The sequence below is a fragment of the Empedobacter sp. ULE_I140 genome, assembly GCF_053482575.1.
In genome coordinates, this window is record NZ_JBQMTX010000001.1 from 1 (window position 1) to 23,590 (window position 23,590).

The 23,590-nt window shown below is 31.4% G+C and carries 18 protein-coding genes; 13 read left to right on the plus strand and 5 right to left on the minus strand.

Annotated elements, in window-relative coordinates; all coding sequences use genetic code 11:
• Window positions 1-673 precede the first annotated feature (673 nt).
• Entirely contained in the window at window positions 674-1,603 is a 930-nt protein-coding gene (locus tag ACTS9J_RS00005; RefSeq protein ID WP_291046393.1) for a glutaminase, read from the plus strand.
• On the opposite strand, the gene cmk is transcribed toward ACTS9J_RS00005, so the two are convergent.
• Both cmk and porQ read right to left on the minus strand, forming a co-directional pair.
• Window positions 1,593-2,279, minus strand: coding sequence for a (d)CMP kinase (gene cmk / locus ACTS9J_RS00010; protein WP_125350732.1), 687 nt, complete (start codon window positions 2,277-2,279; stop codon window positions 1,593-1,595). The two genes, ACTS9J_RS00005 and cmk, sit on opposite strands and share 11 nt — an antisense overlap.
• Before the next feature lie 51 nt (window positions 2,280-2,330).
• Window positions 2,331-3,356 carry a type IX secretion system protein PorQ gene (gene porQ / locus ACTS9J_RS00015; protein ID WP_291046386.1) on the minus strand — a complete coding sequence of 342 codons (1,026 nt, stop codon included), beginning with the start codon at window positions 3,354-3,356 and terminating at the stop codon, window positions 2,331-2,333.
• Between the two features lie 117 nt (window positions 3,357-3,473).
• On the opposite strand from porQ, the gene ACTS9J_RS00020 reads away from it, so the two are divergent.
• On the plus strand, window positions 3,474-5,744 hold the full coding sequence (locus tag ACTS9J_RS00020; RefSeq protein ID WP_448352661.1) for a DUF2339 domain-containing protein: 2,271 nt from the start codon (window positions 3,474-3,476) through the stop codon (window positions 5,742-5,744).
• A 15-nt stretch (window positions 5,745-5,759) separates the two neighbouring features.
• On the opposite strand, the gene ACTS9J_RS00025 is transcribed toward ACTS9J_RS00020, so the two are convergent.
• On the minus strand, window positions 5,760-7,055 hold the full coding sequence (locus tag ACTS9J_RS00025) for a mechanosensitive ion channel family protein (protein ID WP_291046380.1): 1,296 nt from the start codon (window positions 7,053-7,055) through the stop codon (window positions 5,760-5,762).
• Between the two features lie 159 nt (window positions 7,056-7,214).
• Here ACTS9J_RS00025 and zupT point away from each other — a divergent pair, with 159 nt between their 5' ends.
• Window positions 7,215-7,997, plus strand: coding sequence for a zinc transporter ZupT (zupT, locus tag ACTS9J_RS00030; RefSeq protein ID WP_221856744.1), 783 nt, complete (start codon window positions 7,215-7,217; stop codon window positions 7,995-7,997).
• A 55-nt stretch (window positions 7,998-8,052) separates the two neighbouring features.
• Here the strand turns inward: zupT and ACTS9J_RS00035 are convergent, their stop codons facing one another.
• Entirely contained in the window at window positions 8,053-9,531 is a 1,479-nt protein-coding gene (locus ACTS9J_RS00035; protein WP_286496152.1) for a glycosyltransferase, read from the minus strand.
• 355 nt (window positions 9,532-9,886) lie between these two features.
• Here ACTS9J_RS00035 and ACTS9J_RS00040 point away from each other — a divergent pair, with 355 nt between their 5' ends.
• The 10 genes from ACTS9J_RS00040 to ACTS9J_RS00085 all read left to right on the plus strand — a co-directional run bounded on the left by ACTS9J_RS00040 (window position 9,887) and on the right by ACTS9J_RS00085 (window position 22,730).
• Window positions 9,887-10,210: a hypothetical protein gene (locus tag ACTS9J_RS00040; RefSeq protein ID WP_219034235.1), complete on the plus strand. Its 324-nt coding sequence runs from the start codon at window positions 9,887-9,889 to the stop codon at window positions 10,208-10,210.
• 257 nt (window positions 10,211-10,467) lie between these two features.
• Window positions 10,468-11,787 carry a phage integrase SAM-like domain-containing protein gene (locus tag ACTS9J_RS00045; protein WP_448352662.1) on the plus strand — a complete coding sequence of 440 codons (1,320 nt, stop codon included), beginning with the start codon at window positions 10,468-10,470 and terminating at the stop codon, window positions 11,785-11,787.
• Between the two features lie 349 nt (window positions 11,788-12,136).
• The gene (locus ACTS9J_RS00050; protein WP_448352663.1) at window positions 12,137-12,823 is read left to right on the plus strand and encodes a hypothetical protein; all 687 of its coding nucleotides are present in this window, start codon (window positions 12,137-12,139) and stop codon (window positions 12,821-12,823) included.
• A gap of 245 nt (window positions 12,824-13,068) precedes the next feature.
• Window positions 13,069-16,149, plus strand: a complete 3,081-nt coding sequence (locus ACTS9J_RS00055; RefSeq protein WP_291052620.1) for a type I restriction endonuclease subunit R — start codon at window positions 13,069-13,071, stop codon at window positions 16,147-16,149.
• A 1-nt stretch (window position 16,150) separates the two neighbouring features.
• Window positions 16,151-17,767 (plus strand): HsdM family class I SAM-dependent methyltransferase, encoded by a 1,617-nt coding sequence (locus ACTS9J_RS00060; protein ID WP_448352664.1) that lies wholly within the window; start codon window positions 16,151-16,153, stop codon window positions 17,765-17,767.
• Window positions 17,760-19,637 carry a restriction endonuclease subunit S gene (locus ACTS9J_RS00065; protein ID WP_291052614.1) on the plus strand — a complete coding sequence of 626 codons (1,878 nt, stop codon included), beginning with the start codon at window positions 17,760-17,762 and terminating at the stop codon, window positions 19,635-19,637. The genes ACTS9J_RS00060 and ACTS9J_RS00065 overlap by 8 nt, the downstream gene beginning before the upstream one ends.
• Window positions 19,638-19,708: 71 nt before the next feature.
• Window positions 19,709-20,308, plus strand: a complete 600-nt coding sequence (locus ACTS9J_RS00070; RefSeq protein WP_448352665.1) for a hypothetical protein — start codon at window positions 19,709-19,711, stop codon at window positions 20,306-20,308.
• Window positions 20,309-20,329: 21 nt separating this feature from the next.
• Complete coding sequence (locus ACTS9J_RS00075) at window positions 20,330-21,013, plus strand: hypothetical protein (protein ID WP_291052608.1); 684 nt, start codon at window positions 20,330-20,332, stop codon at window positions 21,011-21,013.
• Window positions 21,014-21,201: 188 nt separating this feature from the next.
• Window positions 21,202-21,507 (plus strand): helix-turn-helix domain-containing protein, encoded by a 306-nt coding sequence (locus ACTS9J_RS00080; protein ID WP_280051719.1) that lies wholly within the window; start codon window positions 21,202-21,204, stop codon window positions 21,505-21,507.
• A complete protein-coding gene (locus ACTS9J_RS00085) occupies window positions 21,504-22,730 on the plus strand; it encodes a type II toxin-antitoxin system HipA family toxin (protein ID WP_448352666.1) in 1,227 nt (408 codons plus the stop codon). Before ACTS9J_RS00080 ends, ACTS9J_RS00085 begins: the two co-directional genes overlap by 4 nt.
• A gap of 219 nt (window positions 22,731-22,949) precedes the next feature.
• Here the strand turns inward: ACTS9J_RS00085 and ACTS9J_RS00090 are convergent, their stop codons facing one another.
• On the minus strand, window positions 22,950-23,264 hold the full coding sequence (locus ACTS9J_RS00090) for a helix-turn-helix domain-containing protein (protein ID WP_284583065.1): 315 nt from the start codon (window positions 23,262-23,264) through the stop codon (window positions 22,950-22,952).
• Window positions 23,265-23,590: the final 326 nt, after the last annotated feature.

Below are 23,590 nucleotides of genomic sequence, written 5' to 3' on the forward strand. Positions count from 1 at the left end.
TCCTCTCGGTATTTGCGGTTGCAAAGGTAATACTTATTTTTTTTAACTAACAAAATTTATTTTGATAAATTTTTGAAGTTTTTATTTCAACAAGTCAAATTTACTCTCACTTTCAAACTCCTTTCGGGATCGGATTGCAAAGGTAATACTTATTTAGAATCTCGCAAATTTATTTTTAAATAATTTTTATCGCTACTAAGTCCTTATGTCAACTACAATACTACTCGTCTTTCGTATTGAGGTTGCAAATATACAACCCATTTTTCCGAACTTCCAAACATACTTTACATTTATTTTACATTCTTTCCTTAAGTCACTGGTACAATGGAAAATATTTTTTGAAATGTTTAGATATGAGAACTGAGATATTAGATTTTTGACGAGAAAAGCTCTTTTTATAGCACAAAATTATAACGAGATAGATTTCTCGACAAGCTCGAAAGGACAGGAAAATTAAACTTGTTAATTACTCAAGAATACCTTTTAAACTCATAAAATGATTAGACGTTTTGCTTTTCTTTTGTTCAAGAAAAGCAAAATGGATACTTTTGAAGGAACTATTCGGGAGGAATTGTCTCAAAGCGAAAATGGTTTATTCAAAAAAATAAATAAATTTTTAATTTTGTTTAACATGTAAAATAGATTTACATTCATACTATATATAATATGCGCGATGATTTCGAAAGAAAAAGAATATTTTGAGATAATAAATAACATTTACCTAAAAGTAATTGAAGAAGAGAATTTGGGAGAAACAGCTAACTATATACCTGAATTATCTAAAATAGACGGTGAGAAATTTGGAGTTTCTTTATTGTTTACGGATCAACTTCAGTTTGGATTTGGTGATTGTGAAGAAAAATTCTCGATTCAAAGTATTTCAAAAGTGTTGCTTTTGGCTTTAGTTTATAGAGAAATTGGCGAGAAAATTTGGGAGAGAGTTGATTTAGAACCTTCGGGAACGCCTTTTAATTCATTGTTGCAATTAGAAACTGACAAAGGAATTCCTAGAAATCCATTTATTAATTCGGGCGCTTTAGTGGTTTGCGACATCTTAATTGATATTTGCGATAATCCGAAAGCATATTTTTTAAATTTTATCAAAAAGGTTTCTGGTAATTATTCTATTCAATATTCTGATAAAATTGCAAAAAGTGAGTTTTCTACCGCTTATCGTAATACAGCTTTGACAAATTTTATAAAATCGTTGGGCAACATTCATAATTCTCCAGAAGATGTTCTGGATTTGTATGTTTATATCTGCTCGATTGAAATGTCGTGTATGGAGTTGAGTAAAACTTTTTCTTTTTTGGCTAATAAAGGAAAAAACTTATTTGATGATTATCAAGTTTTAAACATTAGTCAAACAAAACGAATCAACGCTATTATGCAAACTTGCGGTTTCTATGATGAATCTGGTGAATTTGCTTTTCGTGTTGGATTACCTGGAAAAAGTGGTGTTGGCGGAGGAATTGTTGCAATTATGCCCAAATATTACATTGTTTCAGTTTGGAGTCCTAAATTAAACTTAAAAGGAAACTCCTACCGAGGAATGAAATTTCTGGAAGAATTTACAACCGCAACAGAGGATTCTATTTTTTAGAATTGATAATCTCCATCACTTTATTCACCGTTTCTTCTAAATTCATGTTCGAATTATCAACTTCTATTGCATCATCTGCTTTACGAAGTGGTGAATATTCGCGATGAGAATCGATATAATCTCTTTCGTTCACATTTTTTAGAACCTCATCTAATGGAATATTTTTCCCTTGTTGTTGATATTCTAAAAAGCGACGTTGCGCACGAACTTCTGGTGAAGCTGTAACAAAAATTTTGATATCTGCATTTGGAAAAACTGTTGTCCCAATATCGCGACCATCCATCACAATACCTCCTTTTTCTCCCATTTGCTGTTGAAGCGCTACACAATAATCGCGAACAGCAGGAATCTCAGAAATTGGACTAACCATTTTAGAAACTTCCATCGTACGAATATCAGCTTCTACATTTTCACCATTCAAAAAGGTAAGATTCTTTTGAGTTATAAGATCTTGTTTAAATTCTATCTTAATGTCAGATAAATTGATTATTAATGCTTGCTCATCAATTTTATTATCGACAATATACTGATGTTGAAATGCATACAAAGTCACAGCGCGATACATTGCGCCACTGTCAATATGTGTATAACCAAGATTTCTTGCAATAATTTTTGACATCGAACTTTTTCCTGTAGAAGAATATCCGTCGATTGCAATAATTAAATTTTCTTTCATCTATATAGAATTGAAGACAAAGATAAGATTTTATAGTTGTTTGAAAAGTTTTTATAACCAAGGATTACTTCTCCAATAATCTCGACCTTGAATAATTCGGTCTAAATTGAGAATCAAACCAAAGTGATTAGAACCTCCAGATTTGTGGTAATTCGCATGACTAAACTCGAATCGAAAAGCATTTATACGGATTCCAAAACCATACGTTAAACCAGATAAAGAGCGAATTCCTTCGGCTGCTAATTCATTTCCACGTTTGAAATTATAACCTAAACGCATATTAAAATCTGATTCTGGAAATAATTCTGCTCCAACCGAAAGGTGATCAATCATTTTTCTTCCAGCAGAAACTTCTTGTCCGTTTTTATTATAAGGTTGGGAAATATCAAACTTCTGTAAATCGTGCAAAGAAAACGTAAATTCTAACGGAACATGTTCTAATCGATGAGAAATTCCCAAATTAACTTGCGTTGGCATGTCTTCTTTTTTGCCATTATACGTTTGAATTTGTTGACCGATATTGCGCACAACCAACGAAACATTGATATTTTTATCGAAATCGTGGTACGAAAGACCTATATCTCCAGCAATTGCCGAGGATTTATATGATTCTATTGTAGAATTAATGTATTTTAAATTTGCTCCTACTGTCCAATAATCGCCCAAAACACGTGCATAACCAACTGTAATTGCGGCATCATTTGCTTTGAAATTCCCTGTCACATTTCCATTTTCGTCAGTTCCAATTAATTTTCCGTAATCAACATATTGACCATGAACAGAAACAAAATTTTCTTGATCGATTTCATAAACCGTCGAAAATGTTCCGAAATCTACATCCGCAATATAATTGACGTAATTGATTCCAAATTGACCATGCATTTCTCGGTTCATCAAGGCCGGATTCCATAAAGCAGAATTGGGGTCAGCATCCCAAGAAGTTGCTGCATTTCCTCCCAAAGCCGCTTGACGTGGAGAAGTTGTAATGTTCAAAAACTCGTAAACACGCGTTCCATCTTGCGCAAAAATCGAAGTCGATAGCGCGATAAACAATAATGTACTTAGCTTTTTAAACATTTAGCAAAAATAAAGATTTTGTAGAATAACGAAAACAGAATGATTTTGGTATATGCAAAACAAAATTTTAGGCTTTCTGAAAAAAAGCTTAACTTCAATTTACCTAAAAAACACTTTATGGAATTTTTAATTGCCATTATTATATTCGTATTGATTGTTATTTTGTTTAATAAAGTTTCGAAACTAAAAAAACAAATTGATTATCAAGAAACTAAGCTAAAGCATTTGCAAGAGCAATTGGATGCAAAAGAAATTAAAACTGAATCAAAACCAATTATTGAGCAACCTAAAATAGTTGAAGAGAAAAAAATTGAACCTCAACCAGAAGTTGTTTCCTATCATAAAATCGAAACGCCAAAACGTATTTTTGACAAAATTCCACCAAGACAAACAACTGAAAGCAGTTTTGATAAAAATCTCAACAATGCAATTGCATTTATCAAAGACAATTTCTTGACGATTTTCGGAATTGTAACCTTAGTTCTGGGAATTGCTTATTTCGTAAAATATGCAATTGATCAAAATTGGATCAACGAAACTTTCCGAGTAATGATTGGAATTGGAGTTGGTTTAGGAATTATTGGAATTGCTCATTTTATTCGGAAAAATTTTGAAATCTTTTCTTCCATCTTAATCGGTGGCGGATTAACCGTTTTATATTTCACCTTAACCATCGCCTTCCGAGAATATCATTTACTTTCTCAGAATACCACTTTTGGATTATTAACAATTGTAACGATTTTCTCTATCGTGATGGCAATGTTATATAATCGACAAGTTTTAGCCATTTTTTCGATTATTGGTGGTTTTACCGCTCCATTGATGATTAGTACAGGCGAAAGCAATTTTGTATTTCTGTTTGGTTATTTAACGATTCTAAACTTGAGTATGCTGTACATGGCTTGGCGAAAAGATTGGCAAGTTATTTCGTTTATCGCATTTGGCTTTACCTTTATATATAGTATCGCTTGGATCGACAATTCTAAAACCTCAACGCAATATCTTTTCTTTGGCTTGCTTTACGTTATTTTCACTATTACAAGTTTAATTAACTACATCAAAAAAGGAGAATTTTCGGTTTGGAATTGCCTTTTACTAATTTTCAATACCATTTTATCAACCATCTTAATTTCTTCGGTTTATTATTTTATTGTTGGAAATAACAATGGTTTAATAGCATTCTTATTTGGATTAGCAAACGCTTTCGGTGCATTTTACATCTACAAAACATCTAAAAATAATTTATTACAAAATACCTTAATCGGTTTGAGCATTACGCTTATCACAACTGCAATTGCATTACAATTTAAAGCAAATGTCGTTTCGATTTGTTTCGCGATTGAATCAACCTTGTTACTGTTTCTTTGGAAAAAAAGTAAAGAAAACATTTTAAAAATCTTTTTCATCGCCATGTTTCCATTTTTATTGATTGCTTTATGCGTCAATTGGTTTGATTATATTGATACTAAAAAACATTTAGTGGTAATTTTCAATCACGTTTTCATTACAAGTTTTATTGCATTAATTTGTTCTGTTGTCAATATTTATTTGATGAAAGATTTCGAAACCGAAGAACAATTTTTAGGTTTCAAGCTCAATCATTCCAAATTTATTTTCATCTCAATATCTCTTTTATTGATGTACACAGGAATTTTATTCGAATTAATTAACCAAATCGAACCGTATTTCAACTTTATGATGATTGTAAGTTATGTATTGATTTATACATTATTCTTTATTGCTTTTATTTTAACGCTACGCGAAAAACTAAATTTAGGAAATACCTTGCAACTTGTTTTACAAATTTCAGCAACTTTCTGCATTGTATTTTTACCAATGATTGCCGAAATTCCATTATTACTAAACAAAACAAATTATAACATCGGTAGTTATTTTCTTTATTTGAGTTATCTCATTCCGACAGCTTACATTATTTATTTTGTTGTAAAAAGTAGCGATTTCCAAAGCTCCAAAGCAAAACAAATCATCAGTATGCTTGTCTTAGTTTATGTGATTAGTTTCGAGAAATACAATGGTTTTATGTTGATAACACTTGACGAAAACTCTTCTAATTTCTCACATCAAGCCGATATTTTCCGAATGATATTATTACCAATTATTTGGGCAGTTTTAGGATTTGTATTGATTTATTTCGGATTAAGAAAGCAACTGAAAGGTTTTCCTATTGTTGGAATTATATTATTTGGATTGATTATTCTAAAATTATATTTCGTGGATGTTTGGGAAATGAGCAATATTTTCAGAATAATATCTTTTATTGTTTTAGGAATTTTAATCTTATTAACTTCTTTTATGTATCAAAAACTAAAAAATTTGATGGTTAATTTGATGGAAAAACCGAGCGAAAACAAAGAAGCTGAACAGTAATGTTCAACTTCTTTGTTAATTATTTCTTCTCAATGCTTCAGCAATGACACGCATATCATCCGAAGAAGGTAACTCGAAAATTTCTAAATGGAAATATGGAACAACCGCAATAATATGATCGAAAATATCAGCCATAATCACTTCATATTCGTTCCAAACCGTTGTATTTGTAAACATAAATAACTCAATTGGCAAACCGTGTTCGGTTGGTTGAAGTTGTCGAACCTCGAACATCAAATCTGTTCTAATTTTTGGACTATTATAGGTATATGTCTTGATATATTGTCGAAAAAGACCAATATTTGTCATTCGTCTTCCATTCGCCAAAATCGTTGGATCAACTTTATTCGATACATTATATTGATTGATTTCATTCGTTCTATCCACAATAAAATCGTGTAACATGCGGATTTTTTTTAATTCTTCAATTTCTTCTTCTGTCAAAAATCGAATCGAATTCATTTTAATATTTATCGAACGTTTAATGCGGCGTCCACCAGCATTTTGCATACCGCGATAATTACGAAACGAATCTGAAACCAAGGCATACGTCGGAATTGTTGTAATTGTTTTATCAAAATTCTGAACTTTTACCGTTCCTAAATTAATCTCGGTAACATTTCCGTCTGCGCCATATTTTGTCATTTCAATCCAATCTCCAACGCGCACCATATCATTCATCGAAACCTGAATACTCGCCACAAAACCTAATATTGAATCTTTAAAAACCAACATCAAAACCGCCGAAGCCGCTCCCAAAGAAACCAAAAATGTAATAGGCGATTTTCCTGTCGCAATCGAAAAAATTAGAATTCCGCAAACAAAGAAAACTAAAATATTCATCACTTGCAGATAACTATCAATTGGTTTATCCGAAAAAGATTTATTACCTCGAAGAAAATCCCTGAACGTTTTAAAAATTGCATTAAACAACAATCCAACAGCAATTACCAATGCAATATCTGTAATTTGCATCGCAATTTTGATCCAATTAGGAAATCCTTTGAAGATAAGTGGGATCGCTTCTTTGGCGACAATTACAGGAACAATATGTGTTGCGAATTGTAAAACCCTGTTCTTGATTAATAAATCGTCAATCTTTGTTTTACTTTTTGCAATAAAGTTTGTTAAAACAAGTAATAGCACTTTTCGCAATAAAAAATCGATCGCATACAATATAATAACTAACAAAATTGATAGAACAATTGTTGTCATTATTGTGGTAGAATAACTCGAAAGTCCCAATTTGGCAATCATTTCGAGCATTGAGCGATACACATCGCTTTGAATATTTTCGTCTAAAAGTTCCATCTGAATAAAAACTAATACAACAAAAATAAGTTTATCCTTTTCATAATTTACAACAACTGATAAATTACATTGAAATTTGTTGGTTTCTTAATTTATCTTGGTTCAAAACAATGAAAAGATTATATTTGTTAGATTAATCTAACTTAATTATTAAAATTAATGTTTTCAAATCCGTTAATATTTGCTTTTAGTTTAACCTTTCTTGCCGGAATTAGCACTGGAATAGGAAGTATTTTATGTTTATTATACAAAAAATTCAATCCAAAATTCTTAGGCGTAATGTTGGGAATTTCTGCTGGTGTAATGCTTTATGTCTCTTTTGTAGAAATTTTAACAAAAGCTAAATTATCATTATCAAGTGTTTTTGGAGAAAAATTAGGTTACACTTATACATTATTGGGATTTTTTGCAGGAATTTTAATCATTATTTTAATCGATAAAATATTGCCTCATCATCATTGCGATGAAAATAAAACAGAGACAAACGATCAGAAATTATTGCGTTTGGGTTTGTTTTCTGCTTTAGCTTTATCAATTCATAATTTCCCTGAAGGATTAGCAACTTTTTTGTCAGCATTAGAAAATCCAACTTACGGAATTTCTATAGCTTCAGCTATTGCTATTCATAATATTCCAGAAGGAATCGCCGTTGCTATACCAATCTATTACGCTACAAAGAATAGAAAAAAAGCATTTCTATATTCCTTTTTATCAGGATTAACAGAACCTATTGGCGCATTAATTGGCTATTTTGTATTGTTACAATTTTTTGATGAATCAATTTTCGGAGCAATCTTCGCAAGTGTCGCAGGTATGATGGTTTATATTTCGATTAATGAATTAATTCCGACCGCAAACGAATACGCTGGAAAAAAATTATCAACTTACGGAATTGTAATCGGAATGTTTGTAATGGCTGTTAGTCTTTTACTTTTTATGTAAAAACAAAAAAACTTCCCAATGAGAGAAGTTTTTGTATGAATTAATATTTAAAATTTTAAGTTGCCTGAGGTAATTCTCTCGTTAACCAACCACTTCTTCCTGCTGTTACAATGGCATAAGGCGTAATCCAAAAAAGCGTGAACATATAGAAAATACTGTAAACGTATGCTAATAAAGCTTCTTTAAAATTGTATTTTTTTGCATAAAAAATCATCTGAATACTTGAAAAAACTAAAACGCCAGACAATGTACTTGTGATGAATAAAATTGGATGTGTTGCGACAAAAAAGATTAAAATTAAAAATAATGGAATTGCCATGATTAATTTTATCCATTGCATCATCAGAATTATACGAGTTCCTACTGTAGAACCTTCTCTAAAGTTGGTGAAAGCAAATTTTGTCATCATAATATTCTCACGAACATTACTTCTCTCCCAACGAATAAACATTTTGTATAAATTCTTATAACGCTCTGGAGTATTGGTATAAACCATTGCATTTTTCTGAAAATAGACATGTTTACCTTGTTTCAAAATCATATTTGTCAAAGCTCTATCCTCCCCGATTGTACTTGGTTGCCCTAAAAAAGATTGATTTATCCATTCTTCCAAACAATTATGTACAACATCTTTTCTGTAAGCTGCTAAAGCTCCAGGTGTACAAAACACAGAACCTAACACACTTTGAGCAGATCGCACAAACTCGAAACTAAATGTAAAACTAACACTCAACATTTTTGGAATCAAACCTTTTTCTTTATTCAATACACGAACATTGCCAGCGACAGCACCACAATTTTCATTCACTACAAAAGGGCTTAACAAGTTTCTAAGCGTAGATTCATCTACAATAGAATCACTATCAACCGTCACAAAAACTTCCCCTTTTCCAATTTTGAATCCTTTATATAATGCATGACGTTTTCCCATATTTTTTGGCTGTTGAAAAAGTGTAACGCGATCTCCTAATACTTTCTTCGCTTCAAGAAGCCATTTCCATGTATCATCTTTACTCCCATCGTCAACGGCTAAGATCTGTAATTTTTCGGATGGATAATTACTATCAGCTAAACTTAACAAAGTATCATATACTAATTTTCCTTCATTATACGCCGGAACAATAATGGTACAAGTTGGTAAATCTACATCAGCAACATTTTTGACCGGTTTATATTTTATGAATAAATAGCCTAAATAAAAAAGAAAAGAAGTTTTAAGAATAAGAAGTGCCAATCCAAGGCTATAAATAATAACACCCCACCAGGTAGATAATTTAGTGCTATGCCATTGTAGAAATTCACTTTTATAAATAAACAAAAAAAGAATAGAAGTTAGCATAATCACAAAAGTTGTAGCAATTACTAGATAATCTTTCTTTGTAAGACAGTTTTTAGAAATTCTCTCTATGAATTTATTTCTTAAAGACTTTTTTTCATGTTCATCCGATCGAATAACCTTTAACACTGTTTTAGGCTCCGTGGTGGATAACAAAATCGTGTTTGCCAGATTTTTTTTTGAATCTATATTAGTCATCTGAGTAATTTTAAGTTTTAATTAAAAAGTGAATAAAATGACAACTACTATGCCACCTAACGTTAATATAAAACTCAAGAAGTTAAATCTTTATTAAAAATAAAACACTTATAAACGACTGATTATTAATAAAATCCCATTATGTATTCTACTTAAAAATTAGGCGTATAGTACGTTACATTTTAATCTGATTTCTTAATAAAAACAAAAAAACTTCCCGAAAAGAGAAGTAATTTTGAGAAATGATATAAATTAACACATGAGGATTTTGTTACTGCAAATGTATGCAGCAAATTAAATTCAAAGCTTAACAGAATATCAATAGATTGTTAAGCGAAGATTAAATAAAAAGATGATGAAAAATATACTTTTACTTTTTTGCTTTACTATTATTTATAGTTGTTCCTCATCTTCAGATTTTCATAATATAAATGATCACATTGAAGATGGAAAATATTGCGCAAATGTCAAGGTTAAAACGAATAAGTCAACAAAGACATATCGAGTAACTATAACAACGAAAAATAATTATCTGCATAAAATTGATTGGCCAAATGGTGGTTGGCTGGATAATACGCATTACAAACTTCCTGAATTTTATGAAAACGAAGTTACTTTTATAGATGATAGAGCCCGAAAATTTGAAGTAAAAATTATACAAAAAGGAGAATGTAAATAAAAAAAGCTCGAAACTAATGTTTCGAGCTTTTGCTTAGTACTCGGAGTGGGAGCATTTATTAGCTGAAGATATAATTAATATAAAAACATTGCTGCTAATTAAAACCTGACAAAACCCTTTACCACAAAGACATTGTCAACTTGTCACGGAAAAAATATGAAACTTTATGAAAGCTTATGAAATCATAGCCATGGTAATAAATATGGTAATTTTTTTGATTTCTTTCATTCAATGTTTAACACATAATTTTTAAGAAAATGATTGCAATAGGCAAGTTCAAAGTAGAACCAACAAAATCAGGAAAAAAATTAGTTTACCGAATTAGAAACGCTAATTCAGTTGACATTAAAATAACAATAAATCATATTGTACTTGATTTTGATAAATGGGATAATCTTAACCAAAGCTTTAAATATAAAAGGACTGAAAATGATTACAAAAAATCTATAGAATTAAACAACTCATTAATATTATTCTCTCAGTTTATTCACGAGCAAATATATTCTCCAAAAGCCCAAAATCAAAAACTCTCCTCAAAATGGCTGCGCGAAAAATATAACGATTTTTTTGGTTTTGAGAATCCTAAATCGAAACCAGAAGAAATTGATAACGAACCTTACTTTACTAATTATTATTATCATTATATTTCTATCAACAAAAAAATTAAAGGACAAGTAAAGAACGGTAAAAACCTTTTACCCAATACAATTAAAGGATACAAAACTATGATTAAATGTTGGAAACAATTTAACATTTATAATAAAACAGTTGATATAAAACTAAGAGATATAGATCTTAACATTTTTGATAAATTCGTCTATTTTCAGGAATCACAACAAAAGCTTGGTTCTGGTACTATTGACACAAATATCAATAAACTGAAAGCTATTCTCAGATTTGCAATGCAAAAAAAAATAGAAGTCAGTCAAGATTTTATTCACGGAACTTTTACTTACTCACCAGAAGATAGCATTTCGATATACCTTAACGAAAATGATATAGACAAAATTCTTAAGACTAATTTCCCTTGTGGCTCATACATGGATAACGCAAAAGATTGGTTTATTATTCAGTTATTTTCTGCGTTAAGAATTTCAGATCTATTCCAGCTAAACTCTGACCATTTTCAAAAAGAATTTATTGAACTTACAACTGTAAAAACAAAAAAAGAAATCGTTATTCCTATTTTCAACCCTATTCGAAAAATATTAGCTAAAAATAGAGGGAAATTACCGCGAAAGATTTCTGATGTTAAATATAATGAATACATCAAATTGATATGTAAAGAAGCTGGAATTGATGAAATAGTTAGAGGTTCTAAATCTATTATAATTGGGAAAGGGAAAAATAAGAAGAAACGAAAAATTGTTGATGATTACCCAAAATGGGAACTTGTAACTTCTCATACATGTAGAAGATCATTCTTAACAAATGCTTCACAACATGCTGGGGTAACATTAGTAGATTTACTTGCTATAAGCGGGCATACTAATACTACAATGTTGGAGAGATATATAAAAACTTCTAATCATACCAGAGCAAATAATGTTAAAGAACGTTTAGCTGAAATATATTAACACAGGTAGGGGGTACCTACGTATCCCCTTATTTCTACCCTCCCTCACTGTATCTTAAAATACACCACCAAGTACTTCCTTAATTTTTTTTATTTTTTTTGTTCCGAAAAAAGATCTTTTTCAATATTTTAACTAGCAAATCCAACTTTATTTTAATGGGACATAAGCATCATTACCTCATCATAATATCATTTACAGAATATTTTTTTAAAAATATTTCACTGAAAATCAATTTATTATAAATTATTTCTCTTTTTATTTTAATCAAAACTTGACTTTTTATTTTTTGGTTGGTACATATATATAGGCTTTGGGCGCATTATGCCCGTTTAGCAGAGCTTATTTTATTATGAAACAATATAAAAATATAAAATATTTAATACAAAATGGATTAATAGATCTAGGTATTAGACAAGTAAAAAGAAGAGCAAAAGAATTATTTTCCGTTAGTGATCCTTCTGTAAAATTCAATAAAAATTCTAAAAATATAAACGAGTATTTGATAGATTTAAATTTTCTTGAAAAATTTCAAAGGAAAAGAGCTCCGAAAAAAACAGTATCAAAACCTATTTCTGAAAAAAATAATTCCGAAGTAAAAAGAGAAATACAGAATCCCTACAATACAAACATATCAATTAATATAAAATCTGACGACGTCGCTAAATTTGGTAATTATGATTACGATTACAACGATTTCATCGCCAGAACTATTTTTAAAAAACTTGGCATGGATCTTTATTATGTAATTGAAAAAGAAGAAAAAAATGTCAATCATTTTCATTTACATCTAGGTCTTAAGCGCGGTAATCTATCTATTGGAGAGATTAGAAAAAAGATAGAAGAATTATTATATAATCATTTTTATATTTCAGATGAAATTTTCACCGATTCTTCTGGATGTCAAAGAACAATTATATACGTCGAGGAAATGATTTCTGATTACGCCAACAGAAATTACATAGGTAAAGGCGTAGATAGATTAGGTGGAATAATTCCCACTTTTCTTCCTGTAAAAAAACGCTTAAATGTTACATAACATCTATTCTTTTCTGGTTTTTTAAATTTTATTAAATTTCTTTATATAAATAATTGATTGATAACTATCTCTATTTCTTAAATGAAAATTTAAGCCCACTTATAACAGTCTTACGAGCTAGTTTTCAGTATAGTATTAAGATCTATATATCACGTATTGAAATTTTAAAGTCGAACACTTTTGTGGTATGGTAATTTTCGAGTACTTCTTTTTGGTATATTTACAATTACTATTAAGACTAACGAATGAAATTCAACGAAGATTCACGAGTGAAAATTCCTGCCCTTTTGCACTTGATGCGATTAGGCTATCAATATATACCACAAAACAAACAAGATCGATTAGAAGAGAATAATATATTTCCAGATATTTTCATTCCGAAAATTGCAACGATTAACGAAATTACTGAAGAAGAAGCGAAACGAGTTTTAGATGAAATTAACTTAGAGTTGGATTACGAAGATCTTGGGAAGAAATTCTACGAACGTTTAACTGCAACTTCAGGAATTAAATTAATAGACTTCACAAACTTCAACAACAATGATTTTCATATCACCACAGAGTTAACATACAAAGCTGGTGATGAAGAGTTCCGCCCAGATATTGCGGTTTTAATTAACGGAATGCCTTTGTCTTTTATTGAGGTAAAAAAACCTCATAACAAAGAAGGGGTTATTGCGGAACGAAATAGAATTGAAACACGATTTAAAAATAAACATTTCCGTCGATTTGTAAACATCTCTCAATTGTTGGTATTTTCTAATAATATGGAATATGAAGACGGAATTGTAGAACCTATTTTCGGAGCTTATTATGGCACTACAAACTATGGAAGTGTTTCGTTCAATTACTTTAGAGAAGATTTGGATTATCCAGTTCAACAAAGGTTAATTGCACTCTCTGATGAACAGGAAAATAAAATTCTGAAAGATAACAATCTAAGCGTCATCAAACATAGTCCAGAGTTTATTACCAACAAAGGCGAAAACACACCAACAAACCGAATTCTAACTTCTTTATTTAGCAAAGAACGTTTGGCTTTTATACTTCAATTTTCAATTACGTATGTGGAGGATGAAGATGAAAATACAGGTAAAATATCTTACCAAAAACACATCATGCGTTATCCACAGATTTTTGCTACAAAAGCCATTGTTGCAAAGTTAGAAGCAGGACAAAACAAAGGAATCATTTGGCATACCCAAGGTTCTGGTAAAACAGCGTTGGCGTATTACAATGTAAAACATTTGACGCATTATTTTGCGAAGAAACAAATCATTCCGAAGTTCTATTTTATTGTAGATCGTATCGATTTACTAATTCAGGCTTCGAGTGAATTTGCAAATCGTGGTTTAAAGGTTAATACGGTTAATTCTAAAACAGAATTCACCAAAGATTTACAAACTGTTGGAGCTATCCACAATGATAGCGGAGTTCCTGAAATTACCGTTGTTAACATTCAGAAATTTTCGGAAGATGCAACGGTTGTTCAAAATTTAGAATACGATATCAATATTCAACGTATTTACTTTTTAGATGAAGCACATCGTTCCTATAATCCGAAAGGAAATTATTTGGCGAACCTGATTAATTCAGACAGAAATGCCATCAAAATAGCCTTAACGGGAACGCCTTTGTTGAAAGAAGTCGCTAAAGATTATGATTCCAAATTATTATTCGGGAATTATATTCATAAGTATTACTACAATATGTCCATCGCCGATGGCTATACGTTGCGATTGATTCGTGAGCAGATTGAAGGACAATTCAAAATGCAAATGAAATCGGTTATGGATGAAATAAAGCTCCTAAAGGGTGACATTTCTACCAAAGAGATTTACAAACATCCGAAGTTTGCAGCACCACTTTTAGAGTATATCGCTAATGATTTAATTCAGTTTAAAAAAGTTCAACGTGATCATAGTTTAGGTGGAATGGTGGTTTGTGATTCCGCCGATCAAGCCAAAGAATTGTTCCGTTTGTTTGAAGAAAAATACGGTAAACAAGAAATTGATGCGAGTATTTTGATGGCAGCAGAACCAACGGAAAAATATGGTAATACCGAAACGCCAAAATTGACGGCAGCTTTAATTTTACATGATGAAAACGACAAAACAATACGCAAAGATCTCATCAAAGCTTATAAAAAAGGTCATGTAGATGTGTTATTTGTGTACAATATGTTACTGACAGGTTTTGATGCAAAACGCTTGAAGAAACTATATTTGGCTCGTGTTATTCAGGATCATAACTTATTGCAAACACTTACCAGAGTCAATCGTCCGTACAAAGATTATCGTTACGGATATGTGGTTGATTTTGCTGACATTTCTAAAGCTTTTGATCGTACCAATCGTTTGTATTTTGATGAATTGCAAGATCAATTGGGTGACGAGATGGAAATGTATTCGCATTTGTTCAAATCCGAAGAAGAGATTAAACAAGAGATTGACGAAATAAAGGAAATTCTTTTTAAATACGATACACAAAATCGGGAGCTTTTTTCGCAACAATTAGCGCAGATTAACGACAAAAAAGAGCTTTTGGAATTAGTAAAAGCTTTACGAACGGCTAAAGAGTTAAAAAACTTGATCGCCTTAAACAACTACGAAGGTTTAGAAACCGCTGCTGATTTTGAATTACTGAATCGATTGTTGATTGAAACCCAGAACCGATTAGACAATTTAAACTATCTGGAAAGCATTGGAAATGAATCTGAAAACAGAAATATTCTGGATACCGCTTTAGAAGATATTATTTTTCAGTTTGTAAAAGTGGACGAAAGCGAATTGGTTTTGGCTGATGAATTCAAAGATGTTTTACGCAAAACAAGGGAATCCTTGCAAACAAATTTCGATCCTTCTGATCCCGAATTTGTATCTTTGCGCGAAGAATTGGAGCGTATTTTCAAAAAGAAAAACCTGAGTGAAGTTTCGCAAGAAGAAATGATTGCCAATAAGCATTTACTCGAAAAAATTTACAACGAAGCAAAAGAGTTAAATCGTAAAAATGCTTTGTTAAAAGTAAAATACGAAAACGACGAAAAATATGCACGTATCCATAAACGCTTAAGCGAGAAAGGAACACTAAACGCCAAAGAAATACAATTGCACCGAGCATTAATGCAAGTAAAAGAACAGGTTGATAATACCGTGAATACACAAGAAGATTTATTGAAAAATGAAGCGTATTTCAACCGATATTTACTGCAATTGGTGGTACAAGAATTTAAAAAGAACGAAAAAATGGATTTGGATTTCGAAACAACTAAAATGATTAATCAGTTGATTTCGAAAGAATACATCCAACAATATCAACAACGATAAAATGACACACGATATAAAATTCATCACACACACCAAAGATTTAATTGACAATCTAAAAAGTGTTTGTGCGAATTATGGATTAGGGAACGACGGAAACGAATTTAAGATCATCACACAAGTATTTTTGTATAAATTCTTGAATGATAAATTTCGTTATGCTGTAAAACAAGAAATGCCAGCTTTGGCAGATGCTGAGAATTTCTCTCAGGCTTTACGCGCGTTAAGCGAAGATGATTATCAATTTTTATTAGCAGGATTAGATCCTAATATTCCAAGGTTAGCACCCGATCATTTGATTTCGCATTTGTTTGCCATACAAAACAGTGATGATTTTGCGAAGACTTTTGATGATACTCTTCGTCAGATTTCCATAGAAAATACGGATGTGTTTTCGGTAAAATCATTCTCTGGAGCAAAAGATACGTTGTTTGATGAACTCACACAGTTTATCTCAGATTCTTCACAACGTGATGCTTTTGCAAAAGCTTTAATCAACAAATTGTTTGAGTTTTCTTTTGAGGAAATGTTCGAACAGAAATACGATTTCTTTGCCACGATTTTCGAATATTTAATTAAAGATTATAATACCGATTCTGGCGGTAAATATGCCGAATATTACACACCGCACGCAGTTGCACGTATTATGGCGCAGATTCTTGTGCCAGAACCTGTAAAAGACGTTAAATGCTACGATCCGAGTGCGGGATCTGGAACGTTATTAATGAGTTTGGCGCATCAAATTGGAGAGAAAAATTGTACCATTTATTCGGAAGATATTTCTCAAAAATCGAGTAATATGTTGCGTCTGAATTTGGTGTTAAATAACCTAACGCATTCTATCCCGAATATCATCAAAACCAATACCATTGCTCAACCCACGTATTTGGATACCAAGTTTGATTACATCGTTTCGAATCCGCCGTTTAAATTAGATTTTTCAGATTTTAGAGAAGATTTAGAAAAAGATGCTTTCAAACAACGTTTTTTTGCAGGAATTCCGAATGTGCCGAAAACAAAGAAAGAATCGATGGCAATTTACTTGCTATTTATTCAACACATTATGCATAGTTTGAGTGAGAAAGGTCAAGCGGCTATTGTTGTGCCAACAGGATTTATCACCGCACAAAGTGGTATTGAAAAGAAAATCCGCGAACGATTGATTGCCAACGGTTGGTTGCGTGGTGTGGTAAGTATGCCGAGCAATATTTTTGCAAGTACGGGTACCAATGTTTCGGTTTTGTTTTTGGATAAAAAAGCCGATAACGAACATATTGTGCTGATGGATGCTTCTAAATTGGGTGAAACCATAAAAGAAGGAAAAAACCAACGTACGGTTTTAACGCCAGAAGAAGAAGCTAAAATCATCGAAACCTTCAACAACAAAGAAGCGGTAGAAGATTTAAGCGTTGTGGTTACGAAAGAAGACATCATCGCCAAAAATTATTCGTTCTCAGCAGGACAATACTTTGAGGTAAAGATTGAATATGTGGACATCACACCTGAAGAGTTCCAACAAAAAATGAACGATTTCGAAGCTCGTTTAGCTGCTTTATTCACAGAAGGAAACGCCTTAGATCAAGAGATTCAGAAACAATTAAAAGGATTGAAGTATGAATAATTGGAAACAAATTTCTGTTGGGGATTTTGTGGAATTTAATCCTTCTGAATCAATCAAAAAAGGTTCTATTTCTCGTAAAATTGGGATGGATAAATTAGGAACTTTTCAAAGAAAAATTAATGGATATGAATATTCCCAATATACTGCTGGACCTAAATTCAGAAATGGAGATACTGTTGTAGCTAAGATTACCCCTTGTTTAGAAAATGGTAAAACTGCTTATGTAGATATTCTTGATGATGATGAACTAGCTTTCGGTTCTTCTGAATTTATTGTCTTAAGGGAAAATGAATATTCAGATAAGAAGTTTATTTATTACTTGGCTAGAAGTCCTTGGTTCCGAGAGAGAGCAATTAGTTGTATGGAAGGGACTTCTGGAAGAAAGAGAGTTAATGAAGGTGCTTTAAAAAGACAAGAAATCCTTGTTCCATCAACTAAGAAAGAACAACAAAAAATAGCCGCTGTCCTTTCCGCCTTAGACGATAAAATAGAAGTAAACAACAAAATCAATGCAGAGTTAGAAGCCATGGCAAAAACACTCTACGATTATTGGTTTGTCCAATTCGAGTTCCCTATTACCAACGAAAGTCATCCTGAACTTGTTTCAGGATCTCATCCTAAAGGCTACAAATCATCTGGCGGTAAAATGGTTTACAACTCAACTCTAAAACGTGAAATTCCTGAGGGATGGGAGGTGAAATTTGTAGATGATTTATTGAGAAAAAATGAAAGTAACCTTAAATTAAATGCGAAAGAGTATTCTTCTGAAGGTAAATTTCCGATTGTAGATCAAAGTACTGATTTCATTGCTGGTTTTTCTGATAAAGTAGATTATAAAATAGATATTTCTGTAGATTTTCCTGCAATTGTATTTGGAGATCACACAAGAATATTAAAACTTATTAATTTTGATTTTATAAGAGGAGCAGATGGTACACAAGTTTTATTTAGTAACAATGAAAGATTACCCCAAATTTTATTTTACCATTCATTATTAAAAATAGATTTATCTAATTATGGATATGCACGTCATTTCAAATTTTTGAAAGATAGTATGATTATTTTACCACATTTAGATTTAGCTAATAAATTTGAACGTAAAGCAAATATTTTTTACAAGAAAATCTTAAATAATCAAAAACAAAACCAAGAACTGGCTCAATTACGCGATTGGTTGTTACCGATGTTGATGAATGGGCAGGTGAAGGTGGAAGATGCAGCCGATGAATTTTTGGGAATGGTGGCGGAACCTTTTGTTGATTATCAAATAAATAATCTTACTGATAAGGATAAAAAGATTAGGCGAAAAATGCTTGCAACTTATATTATCAATCAATCTCTAGATGATACTTCTTTCGGTAAAACAAAGTTCGAAAAATTATTACATTTAGTAGAGTCTCACATAGTAAAAGGAGATTATAATCAAAAATATTCTGTGCAAGCTGCTGGACCTTATGACGGTGGATTTACAAAAGTATTCTGGAATGAAGTTACCAAATCGAAATGGTTTGAAATAAAAGAATTTGGAAAATTAAAAAGAATCGTTGCAGGAGAGAATCATATTAAATCGCAAAAAGATTATGGTTATTTATCAGATGAATTGAAAGAGCTTATCAATAATTTTATCTCTAAATTTAAGAATTCAAATTATGAACGTCCAGAGATTGTTTCAACTTTATTTGCTGTATGGAATAACCGAATCATCAGAAACGAAATGATAACTGATGCGTTATTAAAGAAAGATTTTTTAGAATGGGATGAACAAAAAGCTCGATACGAAAACCGACTTGATGATGCTTTAGCTTGGATGAGAAACAACAATGTTATACCTACAGGTTGGGGAAATGAAATAAAGAGAGTAAAGAAATAACAAAAAACCTCAACACGATAAATGTTGAGATTTTTTGTTATTTTTAATGTGATAATTAACACAATTCTAATATGAAGCACTTTTATTATTTACTCTTTTTTTTCTTAATTTTTTCGTGTAAACAAGAAACCAACTCAGGTAATTACCCAGAAGAAAATATATCTACTCATTCATTTATTGAAGACGAGGACGGAAATTACAATGGAACATATTGTGCCGAGGTCGAATACTACAATCCGAACACAGGTTCCAGAAATACATACGAATTAGATGTTGAGGTAGAAGACGGTTATTTAGTGCAAATTAATTGGCCAAATGGTGGTTGGTTAGATGAAACCCATTTTTCAAGCGAAGATATTTCGAGCGGAGAATGTAGCTTTAGAAGCGACAGAGGATATCGGTACACGGTTACTTTAGGCGAAAAAGGTGGTGGTTGTTACAACGAGGGGTATCGTTTAAGAAATCGCGTAAATGAAGACACTGAAAATACAACTTGTCCGATTTGCGGCGGTGAAAAGTCGGAATATGACGATCATTGTTATTCTTGCAAACGAAAATTAGAAGACGAGGAACAGGCTGCACAAGACGAGGAAAATGAAAGCAGAAGAAAACGTATTGAAGAGGAGGAAGAACAAGCAAGGAAAAGAGAAGAGGAAAATTCTGAATATTAGCACCATTAACAAATGCTTTATATGGAAAATTATAATGAATTGATATATTACAACCAACTCAGTTACTGCTTACAATCTAATGAAGACAACATCATCATCACATTATTGATTGATGGAAATCCGTTGTATGATATGATCGTATGTAAACATGCTGAGGTTAATTTTGACAACAAAGAGGAAGTCCGAAAATTTTGGGAAGATTCTTACTATTTTAGTATCCACTCTCAAGAACCACCAAGTGAAGAAACACTATTTTATTACAATTTCCCTGAAAACTTAATGCCTGTAGATCCAAAACATCCGATGATTGGTTTACATTCTGAGCAAACTTTTGAATTACTTGTAGCTCCATTTTTAGCCACCAACGAATTGAATTTATCTGACGAAAAAATAATTGAATTAAGACAGGATATTTCAAGATTAGAGAGGAACGAGAACTTGATCTGTCTTTCTCATTGTTGCGGATATATAGACTGCTCTAATGTACACATGAAAATTGAGAGAAACCAGATAGAAAAAACAGTTAGTTTTTGTAGTTTCAAAGCTTCTTCGGATTACGAATTTCATTCAGACGTTTGCTACACTTTTGAAGAATCTCAGTATCTTGATTGTTTACAAAAATTGAAAAAACTCAACGACAATCTTAAAACCTATCAAGATTATTCGGAGTTTGAAAGCAAACGATTTTATGATAGTTTGGAGTAATACTAGTTATGCTTTTTTCGCAATTAATATATTAAGAAAGTCAACTAATAAATTGACTTTTAGCTTATTTTGTCAATACATAAGCTTACTTTACCATTATAAATTTGCAAAAATCTCATTATAATTCCTTATATTTGTAATACCATAATGTTATTTAACCACTAATAACATTCATAAATACCCTTATTATGTTATTTATATCACTTTCGAAAGTACAAGAAAAATTGATTCAAAACATTCGTGAAAGGAGATTACAAATGAATCTTACCCAAGAAGGTTTAGCAGAAAGATCTGGTGTGCCATTATCTACGCTTCGTAAGTTTGAACAAAAAGGAATGATTTCATTAGATTCTTTTCTAAAAATTTTGTCTGTTGTTGGAGGATTAGAAGAAATGGTTGAGGTTTTAAAACCAAACAAACACGAATTCAAATCCATTGATGAGGTAATAAAATCAAGCGAAGTTCAACCCAAAAAAAGAGGAAGTAGAAAATGACAACAGCAATAAAAGATTTAAAAGTAGGTTTAAATTTCGGTTCTGAAACATTGCCTGTTGGTCGATTAGCAATCCGAAACAATATTATCTATTTTCAGTATGATGATAATTTTTTAGAACATAATTTAGAAATATCACCACTAAAACTTCCATTGATGCGTGGGGTAATCGAGCTTCCTCCAAATCCTTTTGAAGGCTTAGCAGGGGTTTTCAATGACAGTTTACCCGACGGATGGGGAAGATTACTTTTTGACCGTAAACTTCGTTCAGAAGGAATTCTATCATCGGATATTTCACCGTTAGATCGTTTGGCTAATGTCGGTTTTCACGGTTTGGGAGCATTGGTTTATGAACCAGACCAAAGCCAAGAAACCAACCAAGAAACAATAGATTTAGATACATTAGCAACTAAAACAGAAGAAGTTTTAGAAGGTAATTCCGAAGACATGATTTCTGAACTTTTAGCATTGAATGGTTCTTCTGCTGGTGCTAGACCAAAAGCATTGATAGGTTTAGATTCCGAAAGAAAAAAGATCTCTCATGGTGCAAATAATCTAAGTGATGATTATGAACATTGGATTGTTAAGTTCCCTAACTCACAAGACGGAAAAGATTCTGGTGCGATAGAATACGTTTACGCATTAATGGCTAAAGATGCAGGAATAGAGATGCCTGAAGTTCATTTGTTTTCATCACAAAAGGGAAATGGTTATTTTGCGATAAAAAGATTTGATAGAGATAAAAATAAACGACTTCACATGCATACTGTTAGTGGATTGGTTCATAGTAATTTTAGATTACCATCTCATGATTATGAAGACTTACTATCATTAACAACTGTTTTAACTAAAGATATCCGAGAGGTTGAAAAGATGTTCCGTTTAGCAGTTTTCAACGTGCTAGCACATAACAGGGACGATCACGCTAAGAATTTCACTTACCTGATGAATTCTCTTGGAGAATGGAAATTATCTCCAGCTTATGATCTTACTTTTTCTAACGGCCCTGGTGGTGAACAAAGCACAATGGTTATGGGAGAAGGGCGAAACATTACTGTTAGCCATCTTGTAAACTTAGGGTTGAGTGCTAAACTACCAAAATCTTTCATAGAAGAAGTTATTCAACAAACAAAATCTGCACTTAACCAATGGACAGATTTATCTAGATTGTATGGAATATCTACAACGAATGTTGAATTAATCAATAGTGTTATTAAAAGCTAACAGAGGATATATATACCAGCTAATATTAAATAATCAGAATACAACACATAAACAAAAAGCAGGTTCAAAAAACCTGCTTAACTTTTTATAAAATATATTAAATGCTGAATTGTTGTTTAGGAAGAAGAATAAAGATATAATTGCTGTAAGTGATTTTACATCGGTAAAACAAATCACTGTCTTGGTTCGTAAAATAAAATTTTAAAAAACCTATATTCATTATTCACAAATTTGATTGAACAATGAATGAACCTCCTCTTTGACAAAGTATAATTCTCCTTTGAATTTACGTTTTTTAAACGTACCATCTTTACACCAATTGTAAATACACCTTACTGTTCTATCAAACAATTTAGCGACCTCCTTAGTAGTATAATGCTTCTCTGGATCAAATACACTTTTATCATCACTAGTAATAACACTTAATTTACCTGTATTATTATTAGCTACCATTAAATTATGAATTGCTTTATCAACAACTCTAAAAATTAATTTTTCGAGAACATCTTTCTCGATAACAACCAACTCTTGCATAAATATAATTTTAAAATTATATCTTTACATTAGTTTCATATTATTTCATGACATATGAAAAACACATGACAATGGTAACAAATATGGTAATTTATTATTTTACCATATAACAAAAAAGGTTGAAAATCAAATAATTAACAACCTTTTATAGTACTCGGAGTGGGAGTCATTACTTTTCTAATTTATTTTAATCATATTTTAATTCACTGAAACTCAATATCAATTATTTATAAATATTAATTTACATTTGTTTAAATCTATTTAAAGGCATATTTAGCCACCCAAATAGCCACCTATTTTATTTAATTAAATTCATTTAAACAATA